Origin of the sequence: Collinsella sp. HCP3S3_D1 (assembly GCF_052064015.1) — a bacterium.
GTDB lineage: Bacteria > Actinomycetota > Coriobacteriia > Coriobacteriales > Coriobacteriaceae > Collinsella.
Map to the genome: position 1 here is coordinate 29,654 of NZ_JBQHWK010000017.1, position 20,902 is coordinate 50,555.

The following is a 20,902-nucleotide window of genomic DNA, read 5'->3' on the forward strand; positions in this document are numbered from 1 at the left end:
CAAGATGCTTTCACTTCGCCCAAAGATATTCTGAGTCTCGTTCTCGGGCCGTGCCTGGTTTGGGCACGGCTTTTTTCGTATCTATGAAGATTCGAATGCTGAATTGAGATATGGGCAAGACCTGCTGATGGGGATCGCTGCGGTTTTCCGCATCTCCCGTCAACGCGAGCGATGCCGATATATATCCAACCAGCCGGGTTCTTCTTCTTTGTTGTCGGCGCACGCTTCTAGCAAGTCATCTATCCGGTCTAGCCCGATTGCTTGCAAGGTCACGCATGCTTCCGGCAAGGGCTGCGTTGCTTTTCTCGCCCTGAACACGGGCGACAGCATCAAGTTCGTATACGCCCATCCGGCAAAGCAACTGCCGTAGGGGATAGAGCCACATCTGATCTGCCCATCGCCATCGGAATACAGACAGTCCAATTTCGAGTTTGCTACCAGGCAATAACAAGGTCCCGGCGCCCATGGGCGGCAGTCGATCTCAAGAATTTCGCCCTTTCTGTACGGAGTGGGCAGGTCGACATATGCCCCCTTGAACCACGGGCCAAAGATTCCACCCACAATGCAGTCGAGCACCTCGCCACATTCGCCCTCTTCTTCCCTGCAGATGTACTGGATTTCGCCGGAGGCGTTTGCGTAGTAAGTGTAGTCTGGCTGTAGAAAGCCGTCGTATGGATATGAACAGCTTGGGTCGTTGGCAAGGTTGAACAGCTCGATCATCCAGTATGAGGACGACAGGTCTGTCATTTCGCTCCACTTGTCTGCGTATGCCTTCATTGCCGCAAGGGCTGCCTGCCACGATGCTACGGGGAAGGGGCCATGCGTGATGGCGGATCCCACTTCGTTGTCGACAAAGCTAATTTCGCTAATAAGCAGTACCTTCCTGTTCCCGTCGACGGCCTTTAGCGCGTTCAGGCAGTCATCGATGTAGTCGAAGCAAATCTGCCGATAGTGCCAGTAAGGGGTGTCGTCTGACGAGTTGCACCCGCCAGCAACCAGTCTGCCGAGTAGCTCTCGTTTGCGGGTAATTTCAACCGGTGCTCCACCGACAATCTGCATGTAATGGTCGCCGCTCAGGAGCTGCGGATTATGCAGCAAATGCTCTCGCAGCTCCGGAGAGTCGATCAAGTTGATTATTTCTTCGTGCACGATAGTCTCCGAGTTGTTGGTGCGACTTCTTGTGGATTCGGGCATGACGACCTTTATTCAAATAGCTGCGGGTACTTCTCCTTGAGCGGCGCCTGATCCAGACGCAGCTCTTCCAGGTTGCGCTTTGCCTTGGACTCCATCCTTATGGTGTCGATAAACGCGATGAGTGAGTCGACATACAGGTCGCCGCGCAGGTAGGCCTGGGCGGCGATTAAAATTCGCTGCTCGTCTTCGAGTGGTTTGCGATAGTACTCAAGATTCAGGTAAAGCGGGTCTGGCTCGCCGATGTAGAGGGGAAACGTCTCGTTGTAGGTAATCGAGCAGCCAGTGGCACGCATGTTGCTGATATCCCCTGCATGGCGATAGTGCTCGAGGCGCTGCTGCGCATGATCAAGCCATTCGTCAGAACGGTCTGCCTGCCGAAGCTCTGCCTCGAGCTTTGTCCGGTCCCACGTGGGCAGATCGAACAGCGTGAACGGCTCGCGGGCACTGCCTTGTGGCGTCCAGACGATATCGCCGGTGTGGAACGGCGTGGGGATATCGACCCAGATGAACTCGAATGCGATCTCCCAATCGTTCTCAACGGGGCCGGCGGAAGGACAATAGACGGAAAGGGCCTCGCCTTTACCGTTCACCATGAGCCAATCTTCCCGGCGATGTTCTTCGTCGGCATCGAGCGGGCGCCGGGTGATGCGTACGCGTGCCTCTGGACGGCTCGCCAGCTCATCATCACCGCGCAACGCCTCGGCACATTTCTCATAACAGCTGAATGGCGCGCCGAAGGCCCCACAAAGTTGCCCGTCGGGCACAATCTCCTCTTCATACTGATAAACGTAGCCCGTCCCACTCGCAAACGCATTGACGCACCGCTTGTTGTAATCGATTGTCCAGCGCAAAAAAGTATGGAAATCGGGGATGGCCGGCCTTCCAAGACCGGCATGGGTTGCCTCCAGCGAACAATTGGGCATAGTTCGGGCGATCTCCTGCCAAGCTTCGCATTTCTGATCGAGCGTGGCGGTCTTCGAAAACCAAACCAGATAGGCGGCCTCAATGGTGTTGGGTTGAAAATTGATGCGGAGGAGATGCTCCCGAATGTCCCGGGAGTCAACAAAATCCAAGATGTCCATGGTTAGCTCCTCTTTGTTTCGAATCGCTCCGGCGGGGTTATCGCATCATCGAACAGCTCCGGATAGCGGATCTTGAGCCCGCCGTCTTCCCCTTCAAACCGCTCGGCTTTTTTCTTGACCAGCGCCTGCAGCTCGCAAAGACTTGATAGCGCAATTAGTGAGTCAAGACCCAGATTGCCGTCGAGATATGCCCGCACGCCGTACAGAATTCTCGCCTCCGGCTTGAGCGGGGTACGGCAGTATTCCATATCGAGAAGAAAACAACTCGGCTCTCCGATATAGACGGGGTACTCCAGGGGATATTCAATCTGACAGCCGTAGGCGTACATGTCGCTCGTATCGCCATTTTGCCGATGGTGCCTGAGCAGGTCGTCGGCCTTTTTTGCGGCGCATTCCCTGTAGGTGGAAGGCGGAAGCTCATCTATGACCCGCTGCGTGGTCCATGTCTGCATATTGAGAAGCAGCATGGGGTCGCCAGGGTCGCCGTGACGACAAATGATGTCGCCGGCGTGGAATGGCGTCGGGATGTCAAACCACATCAACTCAAAAGCGAAAGTGGGGTCTTCGCCCTCGCGTTCCATGTCGATGCAGCGCAGTTGACAGTCCATGGTCTCGCCTTTTGCGTTGAGCATGAGCCTGTCGGCGGCATAGTAGTCTTCGTCCGGATCGATCGGGCGGCGCGTTATTTCTATCGAGGTAGGATTTTCCTCCTCAAGCTCATTCCAGATTGCCTCGAAACATTTTTCGTAGCTGGTGTAGGGGCCATAATTGCACCCGCTCTCATGGGGACTTCCCGTCTTGTCCTCAAAGAAATACATGTGCTTGCCAGGCTGTTTGAACTGGGCGATTTTCTTGCGCTCCCATCTGATGACGTCGCGAAGAAAGACATGGAAGTTGGGGATATTGAACGTGCCGTATCGCCTGCTCATCGCACAATTGGGCATGTTTTCGAGAATCTTTTGCCAGGCCTCAATTTTCTGTTGCAGCGTCTTCTCGTTCGAATGGTCGACGATGAACGCTGCCTCGGGCGTGGTGGGCTCGTAGCCGATGCCTTCCAAATGCTCTCTGATATCGGGCGAGTCGAGAAACTCGAGAATGTCCGAACGTATAGCGTTGGCACTGGGACCGGCCGATGTGCGGTATGGCTGCAGGCAGTCGTGTACGACCGATCCGTCCGACCAATGTTTGCCGTAGCTGGGGTCATCGTGCAGCTTTTTCGAGAGCTCGAGCATAAAGGAGCAATCATCGGGCAATTCGCCGGTATAACGTTCGGCGGTATAGAGGGCAGAGGGCGTGAAGTCGTCGAGGAAGCCGTCCGTGAAATCCCTCAAGCGGAGATTGCCTTCCTCAACGCCGTAGATTTTGCTCGGATAGGCGCACCAAACCTGGCCTTTGAACGAGCTATCGTAGTCGTCTTCGAGCACGATGGCAAAACGGGGACCGTGATCGAAGGGCCGACCGTCAATCTTGATGATGTCGCCGGGGACCCAGGGAGTGTAAAAGACCTCACCATTGGCGCAGAAGTGCTTGCTATTGTTCCACGGCAAGTGATCGATGCTTTGGTGCGGAGTCCGCTGATTCCGGCGGTCGCTCAAAAAGACCAAATCGCCAGCCATGGTTGCGGCGAATATCAGCGAGGCTTGAGCGCGTGGGCGGTCGTGTAAGTCTTCGGCGGTATAGAGCTTAATCTGCCAGAATGATTCGGACCAATCTTCATCGGGGTCGTCATCGACGTATTGCTTCATAAGGGTTTGAGCGGCATCCCAAGAGGCAACGGGGAAGGGGCCATCAAAGGTGTCGTGCCCGCGCTCGTCTTCACTGTAAAACACGCCGGAGACCAGCAAGATACCGCGGTCACGGTCAACGTTGTAAAGCATATCGAGTGCAGTGTCGAGTTGTTCGAGGCCGGAGTCGATCGTCTCGGCGTAATCCGATGAGACCTCTTTGCGAAGCTGCTCGAGCATGGTCCGTTTTTCGTCGAGCGTCTTGAGGGAGCCGCCGATGGTTTTACAGAGGGAGCCATCTGCCATTCCCATGTGTTTGAACATATGAGCACGCAGCTCATCGTCCTTGATGCAACTGCAAACGAGCTCCCTGCCGGCATCGGTGATCACGGTATCTGCTTGGCTGTCCATAGAAACCTCCAATTCGGTCGTTGCCGTTAGCATCCATCAGAGGTTGTGCTTTGTGGTCCCATTAACGGGTCCCATATGAATCTCGCGTCAAACATACTTTTGGAAACGCACTGGTACATGAGTGTGCGCGTACTGAAAGGACAATCGGTAGGGGCGTTTCAAAAACTAAGCGTAACTGGTGCAACCTCCCTCTAAGAAGGGATCGGCCGTCGCATCGAACAGCTCCGGGTAGCGGTCCTTGAGCCAACCGTCTACATCCTCGAAGCCACGCGCCTTTTTCTCCGCCAGCGCCTGTAGCTCGCATGCGCTGGCCATTGCGGCGAGCGAATCAACCGCCAGGTCGCCTTTGACATATGCCCTGACGCCGTAAAGGATTCGCTCCTCTGACTTGAGCGGCTTGCGGTAATAGTCGATGTCCAAAAGAAAGCCCTCAGGCTCCCCAATGTAGAAGGGGAAATGCAAGGCGGATGAGACTTGGCAGCCGTAGGCGTACATGTCGCTGGTGTCGCCGTCATATCGGTGCCAGCGCAATAGCTTGTCGGCCTTTTGAACGAGGCGCTCTTTGTAGACGGAGGAGGCCAGCTCTTTGTCGACTCGTTCGGATCCCCAAGTTTGCAGGTCAAACAGCACCATCGGCTTGTCGGGGCGTTGGAGGTTGCAGACGATGTCTCCGGCATGGAAAGGCGTCGGGATATCAAACCACATGTCCTCGAAATCGCTGGCGGTGCCCGCCTCGTCCCACTCGCTTTTGTTGCGGTAATCGCAAGACATTACTTCGCCGTTCGCATTGAGTAAGACCATGTCGTCGGCATAGTGGTCTTCTTCTGGGTCGATGGGACGACGGGTGATCCTGATGGCTTTGGGATCGTCACCGTCGAGCTCTTTCCAGATGGCATCGAAGCACTTTTGATAACTGCTGTACGGGCCGTAAAGATAGCCGACCTGCCCGCGCCAGTCCCACGAGTAGTCCTCAAAGAAGTACAGGCTTTGACCGTCCGTCCTTTTAAGGTGCGCGAGTTTTCGTTTCTCCTGTTTGATGACATTGCGCAGAAAGGCATGGAAGTCCGGGATGACGACCGTGTCGTTTCTGCGGTTCATGGTGCAATTGGGCATATTGTCGATGATCTTTTGCCAGCCTTCGAGCTTTTGCTGCAGCGTTGCTTTATGCGAGCAATTGACAATGAAAGCCGCTACGGGCGTGGTGAGCTCGTAGTTGATTCGTTGAAGATGCTCCTTAATACTGTGCGAGTCTAAAAACTCGAAGATGTCCGGACGAATATCCAGCTCGCTTTGGTTGGCGGGCTTGCGATACGGCTGAAGGCAGTCATGTCCGACCGAGCCTTCGGACCATTGCTTGCCGTAGTCGGGGCTGTCGTGCAGCATCTGCGAAAGCTCGAGCATAAAAGCGCAGTCGTCCGGCAGCTCACCGGTGTAGCACTCGGCGGTGTAGAGGGCGGAGGGGATGAAGGGGTCCAGGAGACTGTCGCTGTAGGTGCCGGATGAAAGTGAACCCTCCTTAACGCCGTGATCTTTACTAGGCCCTGCGCACCAGATCTGTCCCCGGAGCGTGTGCTCGTAGTCGTTTTCGAGCACAATGGCAAAGCGAGGCCCGTGATCAAAGGGGCGACCGTCGATTTTGAGGATGTCGCCTGGGACCCACGGCGTATAGATGGGTTCGTTGCTGTTGCAGAACCGTCTGCTATCGTTTCGCCAGGCGCTTTCGACATACGATTTGCGAGTGCGGTTATTGCGCTGATCGCGGAGAAATATAAGCTCGCCATCCTTGGTTGCCGCAAACGCCAGGGAGGACTGCGCCATTTGATGTTCGTGAAGGTCTTCCGGGGTGTATAGGTCGATCTTCCAGTACGATTCGGACCAGTCGTCTTCAGGATACTCTTCGATGTAGCGCTTCATGAGTGCCTGCGCGGCCTCCCACGATGCGGTGGGGAAGGGACCGTCGAGGGCGTCGGCGTCGCGCTCCTCCTCGTTGTAGACCATGACGTGCAGTAGGAGGATTCCGCGGTCGCGCTCGATGTTGTGGAGCATATCGAGTGCGCTGTTGAGCTGGGCGAGATGCGAATCGATATCTTCGACCAGCTCCGGCGAAACCTCCTTGCGGAGTTGCTCGAGCATGGTGCGTTTTTCATCAAGCGTCTTAAGAGAGCCGGCGATGATTGGCGCTGGCCAGTATAGGTATTTACGCATGTGGTCGCGCAGCTCTTGGCTCTTGATGCAGCTGAGGACGAGGTCCTTGCCGGCATCGGTGATGCCATCGCATGCCTGATTGTTCATGTCGGTCTCCTTATCGATCATTACCGGCATGATGCAACTGGTGTGGAGGCCGTTGGTCCCATTAACGGTACCAGGAGAGAATGGAATGTGACAAAGGGACTGCCCCTTTGTCACATCTCAAATATTGCCTTTACGTGTTGATGCACACGGTGTGCAATAATACTCGCACTGTGCAATAGCGCACAGGCAGAGTAACAAGGAGGACGCTTGTCCCAGCTCGAGAAATGCGATCGCCGGTCCCTTCGCTCGCAGCGTGCCCTTCGCCAGGCACTTGCCAGCGAACTAGCCGAAAGCGGCGATCTTTCGCGCATTAACGTCGCTTCGCTCACCGAGCGTGCTGGCCTCACGCGCCGTACGTTCTATTCGCACTACCGCGATATCCCCGACTTTATCAATCAAATCGAGGACGGCTTGCTGGCCGAGATCCGTGAGCGTATTGAGCTCATCACCGCAGCTCGGCTGCCCGATCTCTATCACAACATCGATGAGCTCGAGCCGGCGCCCGGTTCGGTTGAGCTACTGCGTTATCTTGCGGCCAACCGCGACTTGATCGGTGCGCTGCTGGGTCCGGGCGGCGACCAGGCCTTCATTAAAAGGATTATCGACACCGCGCGTGAGGCTGTGGTGCCGCGTGCGCAGACGGGCATTTTGGGCCTGGCGCTGGGCACGTTCTTTGACTACTACGTCACCTACGTCGTGAGTGCCGAGGTCGGCATGATTCAGCGCTGGTTTGAGCGCGGGCTCACCGAATCGCCCGAGGCCATGGCGCGTATGATGACGGTGCTCGCTTTTGTGCGTCCTGGTGACCTGTATGGCCAACCCATCGATATCAACGTGCCGGAGTACGGCATGAAGCTATTGAACTTGCAGCTCGAGGACGCGGCCGACACCCCCGCAACCGTCGAGTCCAACAACTAAGAGGAGAGACAATGAGCAAACTCGTCGAGGGCATCAAGGACCGCATGGTCGCCGCCGCACGCGAGGCTGCGCCCACCGTGGTGGACGCCGCGCAGAAGGCCGCGACCGCGGCTGCCGAGAAAGTTGCCGAGGCAGTTGCCGATGCCAAGAACGCGGCAGGGGAGACGTCCGTCGCTAGCGAGCCCGCCACCGCCGCCGAGCCCGCAGCCGCCGCCCACGCCCCCGAAGGCGCGATCTTCAACCCCGACAACGCCCACGGCAATCTGCACCTGGGCATCGACGTTGGCTCCACCACCGTCAAGCTCGCCGTGCTCAACGATGACAACCAGATCGTCTACGCCAAGTACCAGCGCCATCACACCGACGTTCGCGCTTGCGCCCGCGATCTGTTCGAGGGCGCCGCGACTGTGCTGCCGACGGCCCAGATGACCTGCGCCATTACCGGCTCGGGCGGCCTGCTGCTGTCCCAGTGGCTCGACCTGGAGTTTGTCCAAGAGGTCATCGCCAGCAAACGCGCCGTCGAGACCCTCATCCCGGCCACCGATGTCGCCATCGAGCTGGGCGGCGAGGACGCCAAGATCATCTACTTCGATAACGGCATCGAGCAGCGCATGAACGGCACCTGTGCCGGCGGTACGGGTGCGTTCATCGACCAGATGGCAACCCTGCTGCACACCGACGCCAGCGGCCTTAACGAGCTCGCGGCCAACGCCACCACCATCTATCCCATCGCCAGCCGCTGCGGCGTTTTTGCCAAGACCGACGTCCAGCCGCTGCTCAACGAGGGCGCCCGCCCCGAGGACGTGGCCGCCTCCATCTTCCAGGCCGTCGTGACCCAGACCATCTCGGGCCTGGCGTGCGGCCGTCCCATCCGCGGTAACGTCGCCTTCCTGGGCGGCCCGCTGCAGTATCTCTCCGAGCTGCGCCATCGCTTCTACCTCACGCTCAACCTGGACGAGGAGCACCGCATCGTGCCCCAAAATGCTCACCTGTTTGTGGCGAGCGGTGCCGCCATGGCGCACGAGTCCAATAAGCTCAGCACGTTCCCGCAGCTCATCGAGGCCATCGATGCCCTGGGTGACACACAGGGCGCCGAGGTCGAGCGTCTGGATCCGCTCTTTGCCACCGACGAGGACTTTGCCGAGTTCAAGACCCGCCACGACACCGAGGTCGTCCCCAAGGGCAAGCTCGAAGGCTACACCGGTCGCGTGTTCATCGGTATCGACGCCGGTTCCACCACCATGAAGGCCGCGCTTGTGGGTGAGGACGGCCAGTTGCTGCATACCTGGTACGGCAACAACAACGGTGACATCCTGGGTACGGCCAAGGTCATCATGGCCGATTTCTACAACCACATCCCCGCCGGCTGCACCATCGGCCACGTGACCACCACGGGTTACGGCGAGGCGCTGCTCATCGAGGCCCTCAAGGCCGATTCCGGCGAGATCGAGACCGTCGCGCACCTGCGCGGCGCCAAGGCATTCCTGCCCGGCGTCGAGTTTATCCTGGACATCGGCGGTCAGGACATGAAGTGCCTGCGCGTCAAGGACGGCGTTATCGAGCACATCATGCTCAACGAGGCCTGCTCGTCGGGCTGCGGTAGCTTTATCGAGAGCTTCGCCGTCTCTATGAACATGGACGTGCGCGCGTTCGCCGACGCCGCCATCCATGCCAAGGCTCCGGTGGACCTGGGCAGTCGCTGCACGGTCTTTATGAATTCGCGTGTTAAGCAGGCGCAAAAAGAAGGTGCCACGGTGGGCGACATCGCGGCCGGTTTGTCCTATTCCGTCATTAAGAATGCCCTGTTCAAGGTCATTAAGCTGCGCGATCCCAAGGAGATCGGAAGCCAGGTGATCGTCCAGGGCGGCACCTTTATGTCCGATGCCACGCTGCGCGCGTTTGAGCAGCTCACCGGCGTTCACGCCGTGCGTCCCGACATCGCCGGCTGCATGGGCGCCTATGGTGCGGCCTTGCTCGCCCGTGATCGCGCTGGCGCCGACGGCACCTCGACCATCCTTTCGGCCGAGGACATCGCGCACCTCACTGTGACGCAAAAGCACGTCCGCTGCGGCCGTTGCTCCAACAACTGCCAGCTCACCGTCAACGACTTTGGCGGCGGCAGGCGCTTCATTACCGGCAACCGCTGCGAGAAGGGCGCCGGCCACAAAAAGCAAAAGACCGAGGCCCCTAACCTCTTCAAAAAGAAAAACGAGTTGCTCTTTAATCGCGAGGTGCTGAGCCCCGACGAGGCCCCGCGCGGCACCGTGGGTATCCCGCGCGCACTCAACATGTACGAGAACTACCCCTTCTGGCACGCGTTCTTTACGCGCTTGGGCTTTAGCGTGCAGCTGTCCGACCAGTCGAGCAAGAAGACCTACCAGGCGGGCATCGAGTCCATGCCGTCCGAGAGCGTGTGCTATCCGGCCAAGATGAGCCACGGCCACGTGATGAACCTTATCGACCGCGATGTCGACTTTATCTGGATGCCGTGCGTGCGCTGGGAGCGCAAGGAGGATCCGACCGCCGGCAACTGTTACAACTGCCCCATCGTCATGAGCTACCCCACGGCGCTGGCGCTCAACATCGACGAGATCCGTGAGCAGAATATCGAGTTCCTGTACCCGTTTGTGCCCTATCACGACAAGACCGAGCTCAAGCGCCGTCTGTACCAGGTGCTCGCCGTCGACCGCGTGGCCGATGCGCAAGCTGGTCGCGGCCGCGTGCGCGGTCCCAAGATCACGCGCTCCGAGGTCGATGCCGCCGTCAACGCTGCCTTTGAGGCCGATGCGCGTTTCCACGAGGACATCCAGACCATGGGTGAGGAGACCCTTAAGTGGGTCGAGGACCACGGCGGTCACGGCATCGTGCTCGCCGGCCGCCCCTACCACAACGACCCCGAGATCAACCACGCCCTGCCCGAGCTTATCTCGAGCTTTGGCTTTGCGGTCTTTACCGAGGATTCGCTTGCGCACCTGGTGAAGCCCGAGCGCCCCATCCGCGTCGTCGACCAGTGGATGTACCACAGCCGCCTGTACGCCGTCGCCCGTTTTGTGACGATGCGCAACGACCTGGACCTGATCCAGCTCAACTCTTTCGGCTGCGGCCTGGACGCTCTGACTACCGATCAGGTGCAGGAGATTCTGGAGGCCAGCGGCAAGATCTACACCGTGCTCAAGATCGACGAGGTGTCCAACCTGGGCGCCGCGCGCATCCGCATCCGCTCGCTCATGGCCGCGCTTAAGGACCAGGAGGCCGAGCGCTTGGCCGAGGCCGCGGCCGCGGGCGAGACCTACGAGCAGGGCGATGCCGCGCCGGTGGCTCCCTCCACGGATGCCCCCGCATTCGCGAGCCGCAAGTACACGTTCGAGGCTCAGCGCGAGAGCGCATCGACCGCGTGGCCCAAGGTGCCCTTTACCGAGCAGATGCGCGAGGAGGGCTACACCATCCTGTGCCCGCAGATGGCGCCGATCCACTTTGACCTGGTCAAAGAGGTGTTCCGCGGTGCCGGCTACAACTTGGAGCTGCTGCCCTCGACCGATCACGACGCCGTCGAGGCCGGCCTGCGCTATGTGAACAATGACATTTGCTATCCGTCCATTTTGGTGACCGGCCAGATTATGGAGGCCATCGAGAGCGGCCGGTACGACCTGTCCAAGACGGCCGTGGTTATCAGCCAGACCGGCGGCGGCTGCCGTGCCACCAACTACATCGCACTCATCCGCAAGGCCCTGCGCGAGAGCGGCCACCCCGAGATCCCGGTGATCTCGCTTTCGGCGGTGGCGCTCGGTGAGGACAACCCCGGCTTTAAGATTACGCCGGCGCTGCTTAAGCAGGCAGTCTACGCGGTGCTCTTTGGCGACGTGATGATGCAGATGCTTTATCGCTGTCGTCCATACGAGGCTACGCCCGGTGCCGCCAACGCACTCTACGAGGAGTACATGGCGCACGCCCGCAAGCTGGCGCCCAAGTTCAACCGCCACAACTACACCAAGCTGTGCCGCGAGGCCATCCGCGCGTTCGACACCATGCCGCTCGTGGGTGAGGGCACCAAGCCGCGCGTGGGCGTGGTCGGCGAGATCTTGGTCAAGTTCCACCCCACAGCCAACAACCACGTGGTTGACGTTATCGAGCGCGAGGGCTGCGAGGCCGTGGTGCCGGGCCTGCTGGACTTCTTCCTGTACTCCATGAGCAACGCCGAGCTGCAGAAGGATGAGCTCGGAAGCTCTGCAACCACGCGCGCTGGTATGCAGGCGCTCATCAAGCTCGTGGACTGGATGCGTACGCCGGTGGAGGAGCTGCTCCAAAAGTCCCGCCGCTTTGAGGCGCCCGAGCGCATCGGCACCATGGCGGACAAGGCCCGTACGGTGCTTTCGGTTTGCAACAACATGGGCGAAGGCTGGCTGCTCACGGCCGAGATGCTCGACCTGATTGACCATGGCGCGCCCAACATCATCTGCACGCAGCCCTTTGCGTGCCTGCCTAACCACGTGGTGGGCAAGGCCGTGATCAAGGAGCTGCGCCGTCAGCACCCCGAGAGCAACATTGTCGCGGTGGACTACGACCCCGGCGCGTCCGAGGTCAACCAGCTCAACCGCATTAAGCTCATGATCAGCGTGGCCAAGGAAAACATGCGCGCCGGTAAGGGCTTTAAGCTCGAGAAGGTGGCGCCGCTCGCGATGGACGAGGTCACCGGCCAGATGCATGCCCATGATGGCTGCGTGAGCTGTGGCTCGGTCAGCGAGGAGGCCGTTGCATCGGTCGCCAAGCGTCTGGGACGTGGCATTAAGAAGTAGTTGGCCTGCTATGTGCTAGATATGAGACAAACGGGTGGTAGCCGTATCGGCTACCACCCGTTTTTGCTGGACGTATGCTGCGTAAACGCCCCAACTAGCACCTCTTCCGAAAGCTACGTGTCAGTGGCACCAAAAATCGCCCTTGGAACCCTGAGATAATGAACATATGTAGCCGTTCGCCGCAAATTACCGTCCGTTTATGGAACCCACCTCTAGAGCGTGTCATCCTTACGGTTGAATAAATACACATCCATGGAATTACGTAAGAGAGGACTGTTCCTATGAGCTACAAGACCGTTTGTGTTGCCGGTGGCGGCGTGTTGGGAAGCCAGATTGCCTTTCAGGCTGCCTACTGCGGCTTCGATGTGACGATCTGGCTGCGCAGCGAGGGCAGCATCGGCCGCACTCAGCCCAAGATCGATCATGTGCGCGAGGAGTACATCGCGGCTATCGAGGGCATGGCGGACGGCACGGGCGAGTGGTGTGCCGGTATCGCCGATAGCGACCAGCCCTTCGATAAGGAGGCGGCGCTCGCCGCCGTCGAGCGTGCCTACTCCACACTCAAGCTAGAGCTCGATCTTGCCAAGGCAGTGGCCGACGCCGATCTGGTTATCGAGTCGATGGCCGAGGACACCCAGGCAAAGATCGACTTCTACAAGAAGCTCGCCCCGGTTCTCCCGCAAAAGACCGTTGTCGTGACGAACTCCTCCACGCTGCTGCCGAGCACCTTTGCCAAGTACACCGGCCGCCCCGAGAAGTACCTGTCGCTGCACTTTGCCAACTCCATCTGGAAGAACAACATGACCGAGGTCATGGCTCAGGACCAGACAGACAAGCGCTATTTCGATGAGCTCGTCGACTTTGCCAGCGACATCCGTATGCTTGCCCTGCCCGTCAACAAGGAAAAGAACGGCTATCTGCTCAATTCCATGCTGGTACCGTGGCTGCTTTCGGGCCTTGATCTGTACGTCTCGGGCGTCAGCGACCCCAAGAGCATCGACCTCGCATGGACGCGCGGCACTGGCGCGCCCAAGGGCCCGTTCCGCGTGTTCGACACCGTGGGCATCCAGACGGCCTACAACATCGTCATGCAGTATCAGAAGGTGCCGGGCTTGGTGAGCCCGCTGCTCAAAAAGATGATGATGCCCTACAACTTTAAGGCTATGGCATCCGTCCTCAAGCAGATGCTCGACGAAGGCAAGCTGGGCGAAAGCTCGGGTGAGGGCTTCTTCAAGTACTAAAAAGATTCCTCGGCAACATTGAGAAACGTATCATTTGCAGTGTCAGTGCGCCGCAGCGCCGCTCGGCAACGGGACAATCCGCTTTATGCGCCAACGCGAACTTGTCGACTTTGCCGCGGACTGGATCGAGCACCATCGCGGCCGCCCCGATTGATCACTTGGGAGCGGAAGGGTTGCGGATTCCCTTCGCGCCCCGCGTTTCCGTATCGCTACAAGCTTAAACTTGCATTAAGGGGCGTTTGTTAAACTGCGAGTCATAATTAGACAGGGCTGGGCAAACGCCGTGGTATATGAGGGAACAACAATGGTATTCAAAGACGTTAACGATATGGAATTGAGTGACAAGGACAGCAGACTGTTTTCGCGTCGAGCGGCTCTTGCGGGCGCGGCGGGCGCGCTGGCGCTTGCCGGGACAGGGCTCATGGGCTGCTCGGTCGGCGGAGCCGGCACGGGCGCCGCATCTACTGCGAGCAACGAGCTCACTGACGAGCAAAAGAAACTCCACAAGCAGATTGTCGCGACCTACGACGTCGAGAAGCAGGCGGCCATCAAGGAGCGGCTCGATGCCGAGTACGCTGACGGCGGCTACAACGAGACCACTCCGTTTATCGCGCAGGATCCCTTTGGCACCGATACCCTGAGCTGCTACGTTCGCTTTGCGACAACGGATTCCGTAACCGTCTCCTACAAGGTCGCCGGCCGCAAAAAGACTGGCGACACGCCCAAGGTCGCCGCGTTTTCCCATACGCCCCACGGCGGTGACGCGCCGGCCATGGAACACGAGTTCAAGGTCATCGGCCTCATTCCCAACCACAAAAACACGGTAACTATCACTTGCACGGCACAAGATGGTATCAGCCGCACCTCGACGTTCACGGTCAAGACGCCGGCTCTCAAAGGCGAGGAAGAAGAGCAGCTCGCCGTCACGTCGGGGGAGTCCAATACGCCGCTTGCCGATGGTCTCTTTACCATCTTGGGCAACGACTCGTCCAAGCTCGACTTTATGTACCTCTACGACAACGACGGCCAGATTCGCGGCGAGGTGCCGATTGTCGGCTACCGCAGCCACCGCCTGCTGTTCCCGGGCGACGGCAGCATGATCATGAGCGTCTCGACTACCAAGATGGCCCAGATCAACGCCATCGGCCAGGTGGTAAACGTCTGGAGCACGGGCGACTACGAGCTACACCACGACTACGCTTTCGATGACGATGGCAACCTGCTGGTGCTGGCGAGTCACGCCGGCTCCGAAGCCGATTTGGACGTCGATCGCGCGGCTGCCAAAAAAGATAAGGATGATCGCGTTAATGTAGAGGACCTCATCATTAAGGTCGATATAACAACAGGTGACGTCTCTCTCGTCGTGGACCTGGGCGATATATTCCCCGACCTCAAGGCAAGCGCCAAGGTTGCCTCGGACGGCGACCTGGATTGGATTCACATCAACACGATCCAGTGGCTCGGCGGCGGCACCGTTCTGCTCAGCTCGCGCGAGACCTCAACGGTCATCAAGCTCACGGATATCTACGGTACGCCTACGGTCGATTGGCTTATGGGCTCGCCAGAGTTTTGGGCCGGCTCGGGCTTTGAGGACAAGTTGCTGCAGGCTCAAGGCGATTTTTCGCTCAACGCAGGCCAGCATAGTGTGACCTATCTGCCAAACGACGAGACGACCGCGACTGGTCGCTACCAGGTGCTGCTATACGACAACAACTTTGGTGCTGCCGAGAGCTATCCCAAGTTTGACTGGGGCCAGCTGGGCGCTGCGGTAGTGACCGACTACAGCAAGGGAACGCATTCGTTTGGGCGCATTTTTACGGTGGACGAGACCGCGCGCACCTACGAGCTTGTGGACCAGATCGCAGTGCCGTTCTCAGGTTACGTAAGTAGTGCGCAGCGCGTCGGCGATTCGAATAGCATGCTCGTGGCATCGGGCATAGCCAAGACCTTTGCCGAGTACGATCGCTATGGACTGCCCATTGCCACGTACGAGATGGAAGCCGAGAAGTACATCTACCGCGTGTACAAGTACGAGCTGTAGCGCTGCGCTTGGCTGTGCCTGTGCCCCGCGGCTGCGCGCGCTCGTACCGGGCCTACCTCACGTTCCGCATCACTTCACGTCAAACTCCACGCGATCGAGTTCGGGTACGTTGAGGTCGATGAGCTTGCGGGCAACACGGCGGTCGTGCGCCCCGAGCGTCTCGCTTGTCGTTACGCGAGCGACAGTCTGGCGCTCGACAACGCCCTCCTTGTCGCCTTCGGCGGCCGAGGTCTCGACGGCGACGGTGTAATCCTTAAAGCCCGGCAGCACCGCGGCAAGTTCGCGCGTGGTTTCAGTGACGCCGTAGCCGTCTTGCACGCCGGCCTGCGCCGAGCCAATAGACCCCGCCGTCATAATAATGCAGGGGATGGCAAAGATCACCGTGCCCATGATGATGCGGCGGCGCACCTTGCGCGATAGCTCGTTGACCTCGGCGTTTTCTTCAGCAGTCACAATACCGTCGCCGTTCAGGTCGCGCTTGAGCGGCACGCGCAAAAGAAGCAGCACGGCTTCGGCAGCCAGTGCGATAAAGACCACGTTGATGCCAAACTCATAAAGCGCCGAGAGAAACAGTGACCCGCTTGCAATGGCGATGCCATAGCCCGCCGCGCACAGGGGCGGCATGAGCGCGGTCGCCACGGCCACGCCGGCGATAAGCGTGGCAGGTTCCTGGTCACGCGAGTTGCCCAGCCCGCCCGCAAAGCCGCCCGCGAGCGCGACAGCAAGGTCCCACACAGTGGGCGTCGAGTTGTCGATGATGGCGGCCGTGGTGGTGCCAAGGGGCGAGAGCTTAAAATACAGCGTGGACGTGATCAGACAAAAGGCCATCTGTAGCGCGAGGCCGGCGACGGCCTCGACGGCAATCTCGCGGTCGAGCGTGGCGATGCCATATGCCATGGCAAGGACCGACCCCATGAGTGGGCAGATGAGCATGGCGCCCACGATGGCAATGTCCGAGTCGATATCGAGGCCGATGCTCGCGATGAGCATGGCGATGATGAGGATGCATAAGTGCGAGCCGGTCAGCCGCGCCCCGTTTACAAAGCGCTTGCGAATCACGTGATAGGGTGCGCGACCCTCGCGAATGTTGAATGCGCGCTTTAGGAAGCGGCCGGTGTTCTCCAGGGCCTCACTATGGGCAGGTCGAATGCCGTGGCGCCGGTGATGGCGTTTGCGTAGTCGCTTGATCTGTTGTTTGTCGAGTTCCATGTCCACCTCGTATTGCCGCAGGAACGCGGGTGCGCTCGCAGCATGTACTCTACACCGTGGCGGGCGGAGTGTCTGTTGGATGCGGAATCCGATAGGGCGGATGACGCGGGAGCAAATGCAAATCACAGGCTCAATTCCATCCCGCGAGAATATGATGCACCAGCTCCTTCAAATGTGACGAAACTGTGAAGCACGAGAGCGTGAATTTCACAAAATACGCTGGTCGCCAATGTTGCGCAACAGAATTCAAAAATCGACAGCTACTGTTTGATACGTATGGATACATCCGTGTCAAAGGGAGAAAGCCATGGCAAACTACAGTCCACAACACTTTGTGCCTCGGGCCAAGGCCGTCAACGTCAAGGGCGTTGCCAACCGCGCCGTCGCAACCGTTTTGACGGCGGGCCTCATCGCTCAGCCGCTCATGTCGCCGCTGGCGGCAATCGCCGCACCGTCAACCGATAACGGCGATTCTGTTCAGGGGGGGGGTAGTTCTGTAGAGAATACCGTTGCCGCCGGTAACCAAGCGGTCGTAAAGACGGCTGCCCAGCTGGCCGAGGAGTCGGCAAAGCAGCTCAAGGACGCTCAGGCCGCCTACGATGCCGCCCAGAAGAACGCCGATGCGGCGGGCCAGTCTCAAAAGCAGGCGCAGCAGCAAAAGAATCAGGCCTCGCAGGCTGTGAGCGACAACGAAATCGAGCAGAACGCAGCAGAAGTCGCCGCGCTCCAGGAGAAGATTGACGAGCTCAAAGCCGCCGTCGAAAAGACCGAGCAACAGCAGAAGAAGCTGGGCGACCTGAACGATCAGCTCGATCAGGCCAACAAGAGTGTCGAGGATAAGACCCAGGCGCTCAAGGACGCCAAGGCAAAGCAGGATGAGGCCAAGAAGGCCCTCGATGATGCCCAAGCCAAGCTCGAGGCCATGGGTATGGACGAGTACGAGGCCGCCAAGAAGGCCGTCGAGGACGCGCAGGCCAAGCTCGATGACGCCAATAAGGCCGTTGCTACTGCACAGGCCAATCTGGACCAGGCCAAGGCTGCCGAGGCCAGCGCCCAGCAGGAAAAGAAGGACACTGAGGCCGCTCTGACTTCCGCCCAGGCCAAGAAGCAGGAGACTGCCGCTGCTCTCGCAGCCGCAACCACCGCGCGCGATAACGCCCAGCAGAAGTTCAACCAGGCGCAGGCCGCGCTCGATGCTGCCGTCTCGGGTACGGGTGTCGACCTGAGTGCGCTTGAGGCCGCCAAGAACGCTGCTGCTGGTGAGCTCAAGACCGCGCAGGCGGAGCTCAATGCCGCGACGGATGCCGACGCCACCGCACAGACAAATCTGCAGGCCGCCCAGGCTGCCGTCGCTGCCGCGCAGGAGAAGGTCAACGCCGCCAACGCTGCTGTGGCATCTGCCCAGTCTGCATACGATGCGGCAAACAAGGAGTACAAAGACGCGGCCAGAAAGCGTGACGCCGCCAAGGCCGCATACGAGAAGGCGCAGCAGACCGAAGCAGACAAGAAGACCGCGTACGATAAGCTTGTCGAAGTTCGCAAGCAGAAGCGCAGCGAGTGGGAGGCAGCCTGCGCCGCTTCGAACGCCGCGGAAAAGGCTTATGACGCTGCTAATGCCCAGGTTGAGGCTCTTGAGCAGCAGATTGCCGACCTCAAGTCGAACATGACCGTAGACCAGAATGTAATCAGCCAGGGTATGCTCGGCTTCATGAACTACATCATCGGCGGCAGCCAGTTCACAGCCACGCAGAAGAAGAACGCCCAGGAAGCCGTATCGATGCTGACCGGTGCCGCTGACAAGGCCGAATGGTATGACCAGTACGTCGATCATGACATGTCTCGCGACACCAACCCGCTCTCCCTGGAGCAGATGCGCAACGCCTTGACATATCTCGACACCCAGAACAACCTCCGCAAGGCGAACGGTCAGTCGGCGCTCAGCGTCAGCCTCCGCATGACTGCGGCAGCCGCCCTTAATGTATCATATTCATCGAACATCTGGGGACACTCGGGCTGTTACTGGGACAATGGAGAAAATCTTGCCGGCGGCGGCGGTGCATATACTGGCGGCGAGACCGAGGATACGCTTGGCTGGCCATATACCGGTCTCTACACTCAGGAAAAAGAGGCATTCGATAAGTACGTCGCGCAGTATGGCGACGACCTCGGCAGCCACCGATATGATTCCTATTACATCTATCAGAACTACAACAGCATCTACCATGAGTGCGGGCATTATCTCAACATCATCGATTCCGCCACGGAAGCCATCGGTATCGCGACCGGTAGTGGTAAGAACACCGATTCCGAGGTAACAATCTTCGATTACAGCGCTGATAGCACTCAGGCTGATTTCACTGTCCCCGAGTTCAAGAAGCTCCTGAACGACTACATCGATTCCGCCTACAACGCAGGCGGCACGCAAGAGCAGAAGGAGCAGCTGAAGCAGCTTCAAAGCAAGCTGGCAGATGCGCAGAAGACGATGGGCACGGCCGATACGGCATATCTCGTCGCTCTCAATAACCAGAAGGACGCGCAAGACGCCTATACCGCGGCCGACACGAACGCGAACACCGCCAAGGGCGAGTACGAGAAGGCCAAGTCCGGCACCGCCGCCGCGAAGACGGCATACGACGCCGCCGAAGCCAAACTCAAGGGTATCGACGTCAAGACGCCCCAGACCAAGCTCGATGCCGCCAAGAGCGAAGCCGCCGCTGCTCAGACTGCTCTCGACAAGGTCAATGCGACGCTCGACGAATGCCAGACGAACGCGTCCAAGGCTTCCGCTCGCAAGGCGAAGGCACAGGGCGATTACGATGCCGCCAAGGCAAAATCCGACCAGGCCAACGAGGCGTATGACAACGCCACTGCTTCGGTCAAGGACCTTACCGCCAAGCGTGATGCCGCCAAGACGGACCTTGCGAACAAGCAGGGCACGCTTGACGATGCCAAAAAGGCCGACGGTGCTGCTCAGAGTGGCGTTGATAAGGCTCAGGCTGCAGATGAGCACGCCGCGACCGCTCTTTCGGACGCAAAACAGGCAGTTGCCGCCAAGACGCAGACCCTGTCCGACGCACAGGCGAAGGCCAAGGACGCCGAGGGCGAGCTGGCCACTGCAAACAAAGCCTTCGAGCGCTACGCCGCTGCTCAGAAGGCGCTCGACGACGCCAAGGCCGCCTATGACGCTGCCGTCGCCGGTGTCGCCGATGCCCAAAAGCAGCTCGAGGTCGCCAACGAAGCCGTCGTCGATGCGAACCTCGATATCGTCAAGGCCAAGGCAGAGCTTGCCAACGACGAGGCGCTCAAGGCCGATCTTGAGGCTGTCGACCACAAGGCATCCCTTGCCGCGGGCACGACGGGCAACGAGAAGCTGGTCAAGCTTAACGCTGCCTACGCTCGCTATAAGGCCGCCGTCGATGCCGCCGCTGGCCTCAAGGCTGCTCTGAGCGATGCCGATGCCAAGCTGTCCGATGCCAACGACGTCTATGCCGCCGCGCTTGCAGAGCTTAACGATGCCAAGGAAGCCCTGGCAGCCGCACAGGCCGAGTACGACAAATATCATCCCAAGGCCGAGCCGCAGGCCAAGCCCCAGGTTGCGCAGGCTGCTGCAAAGGCTCCTGTCGCCAAGAAGAAGGCCACGTCGGCCGCGCTCGCCCAGACTGGCGATGGCTCCGCGCTTGCGGGTGAGGTGTTCGTCATCGGTGGCATTACGCTCGTTGCCGCGGGCGTGACGCTTGGCGATCGTCGTCGCAAGCAGATGTAGCGTTTCGAGCGTAGTTTCTGCAACGAACTTCGGTTCATAGCAGGAGCGCTTCGATTGCTTAACCGATAAGGCCGGCGCGCTGGGCTAACCCCCCCCCCCGGCCGTAATTTGTTTGGTAAAAAAAAACCCCCGCGGCCCCCCCCCCAAAAACCCCCCCCGCCCCCCCCGGGGAGCTCCGTTGGGAGCGTAGGGGCTGTTTTGAGCTACTCCAGCTCAAACGCTCCGGTGTAGAGC

General features: G+C 59.3%; 10 protein-coding genes. 5 read left to right on the forward strand and 5 right to left on the reverse strand.

Annotation, left to right across the window (positions count from 1 at the left end):
- Positions 1-159: 159 nt before the first annotated feature.
- The 4 genes from ACTNDJ_RS06865 to ACTNDJ_RS06880 form a co-directional block, all read right to left on the reverse strand.
- Positions 160-1,194 carry a hypothetical protein gene (locus ACTNDJ_RS06865; protein ID WP_441063665.1) on the reverse strand — a complete coding sequence of 345 codons (1,035 nt, stop codon included), beginning with the start codon at positions 1,192-1,194 and terminating at the stop codon, positions 160-162.
- 8 nt (positions 1,195-1,202) lie between these two features.
- Positions 1,203-2,276: a hypothetical protein gene (locus ACTNDJ_RS06870; protein WP_441063664.1), complete on the reverse strand. Its 1,074-nt coding sequence runs from the start codon at positions 2,274-2,276 to the stop codon at positions 1,203-1,205.
- Positions 2,277-2,278: 2 nt separating this feature from the next.
- Positions 2,279-4,411: a hypothetical protein gene (locus tag ACTNDJ_RS06875; protein ID WP_441063662.1), complete on the reverse strand. Its 2,133-nt coding sequence runs from the start codon at positions 4,409-4,411 to the stop codon at positions 2,279-2,281.
- 165 nt (positions 4,412-4,576) lie between these two features.
- The gene (locus ACTNDJ_RS06880; RefSeq protein WP_441083480.1) at positions 4,577-6,703 is read right to left on the reverse strand and encodes a hypothetical protein; all 2,127 of its coding nucleotides are present in this window, start codon (positions 6,701-6,703) and stop codon (positions 4,577-4,579) included.
- A 207-nt stretch (positions 6,704-6,910) separates the two neighbouring features.
- On the opposite strand from ACTNDJ_RS06880, the gene ACTNDJ_RS06885 reads away from it, so the two are divergent.
- The 4 genes from ACTNDJ_RS06885 (at position 6,911) to ACTNDJ_RS06900 (ending at position 15,696) form a co-directional block, all read left to right on the forward strand.
- The gene (locus tag ACTNDJ_RS06885; RefSeq protein WP_427728052.1) at positions 6,911-7,621 is read left to right on the forward strand and encodes a TetR/AcrR family transcriptional regulator; all 711 of its coding nucleotides are present in this window, start codon (positions 6,911-6,913) and stop codon (positions 7,619-7,621) included.
- A gap of 11 nt (positions 7,622-7,632) precedes the next feature.
- The gene (locus tag ACTNDJ_RS06890; RefSeq protein ID WP_441083481.1) at positions 7,633-12,414 is read left to right on the forward strand and encodes an acyl-CoA dehydratase activase-related protein; all 4,782 of its coding nucleotides are present in this window, start codon (positions 7,633-7,635) and stop codon (positions 12,412-12,414) included.
- Positions 12,415-12,695: 281 nt separating this feature from the next.
- Positions 12,696-13,655 (forward strand): 3-hydroxyacyl-CoA dehydrogenase, encoded by a 960-nt coding sequence (locus tag ACTNDJ_RS06895; RefSeq protein ID WP_154514839.1) that lies wholly within the window; start codon positions 12,696-12,698, stop codon positions 13,653-13,655.
- 304 nt (positions 13,656-13,959) lie between these two features.
- Positions 13,960-15,696, forward strand: a complete 1,737-nt coding sequence (locus ACTNDJ_RS06900) for an aryl-sulfate sulfotransferase (RefSeq protein WP_441083482.1) — start codon at positions 13,960-13,962, stop codon at positions 15,694-15,696.
- Between the two features lie 69 nt (positions 15,697-15,765).
- Here the strand turns inward: ACTNDJ_RS06900 and ACTNDJ_RS06905 are convergent, their stop codons facing one another.
- The gene (locus ACTNDJ_RS06905; protein WP_441083483.1) at positions 15,766-16,905 is read right to left on the reverse strand and encodes a DUF389 domain-containing protein; all 1,140 of its coding nucleotides are present in this window, start codon (positions 16,903-16,905) and stop codon (positions 15,766-15,768) included.
- A 307-nt stretch (positions 16,906-17,212) separates the two neighbouring features.
- Between ACTNDJ_RS06905 and ACTNDJ_RS06910 the strand changes: the two genes are divergently transcribed.
- Positions 17,213-20,668 (forward strand): CAP domain-containing protein, encoded by a 3,456-nt coding sequence (locus tag ACTNDJ_RS06910; protein ID WP_441083484.1) that lies wholly within the window; start codon positions 17,213-17,215, stop codon positions 20,666-20,668.
- Positions 20,669-20,902 lie beyond the last annotated feature (234 nt).

Coding starts and splice junctions, on each gene's coding strand:
- ACTNDJ_RS06865 (WP_441063665.1), bottom strand. CDS start 1,194: ATGCCCGAATCCACAAGAAGTCGCACCAACAACTCGGAGACTATCGTG.
- ACTNDJ_RS06870 (WP_441063664.1), bottom strand. CDS start 2,276: ATGGACATCTTGGATTTTGTTGACTCCCGGGACATTCGGGAGCATCTC.
- ACTNDJ_RS06875 (WP_441063662.1), bottom strand. CDS start 4,411: ATGGACAGCCAAGCAGATACCGTGATCACCGATGCCGGCAGGGAGCTC.
- ACTNDJ_RS06880 (WP_441083480.1), bottom strand. CDS start 6,703: ATGAACAATCAGGCATGCGATGGCATCACCGATGCCGGCAAGGACCTC.
- ACTNDJ_RS06890 (WP_441083481.1), top strand. CDS start 7,633: ATGAGCAAACTCGTCGAGGGCATCAAGGACCGCATGGTCGCCGCCGCA.
- ACTNDJ_RS06895 (WP_154514839.1), top strand. CDS start 12,696: ATGAGCTACAAGACCGTTTGTGTTGCCGGTGGCGGCGTGTTGGGAAGC.
- ACTNDJ_RS06900 (WP_441083482.1), top strand. CDS start 13,960: ATGGTATTCAAAGACGTTAACGATATGGAATTGAGTGACAAGGACAGC.
- ACTNDJ_RS06905 (WP_441083483.1), bottom strand. CDS start 16,905: ATGGAACTCGACAAACAACAGATCAAGCGACTACGCAAACGCCATCAC.
- ACTNDJ_RS06910 (WP_441083484.1), top strand. CDS start 17,213: ATGGCAAACTACAGTCCACAACACTTTGTGCCTCGGGCCAAGGCCGTC.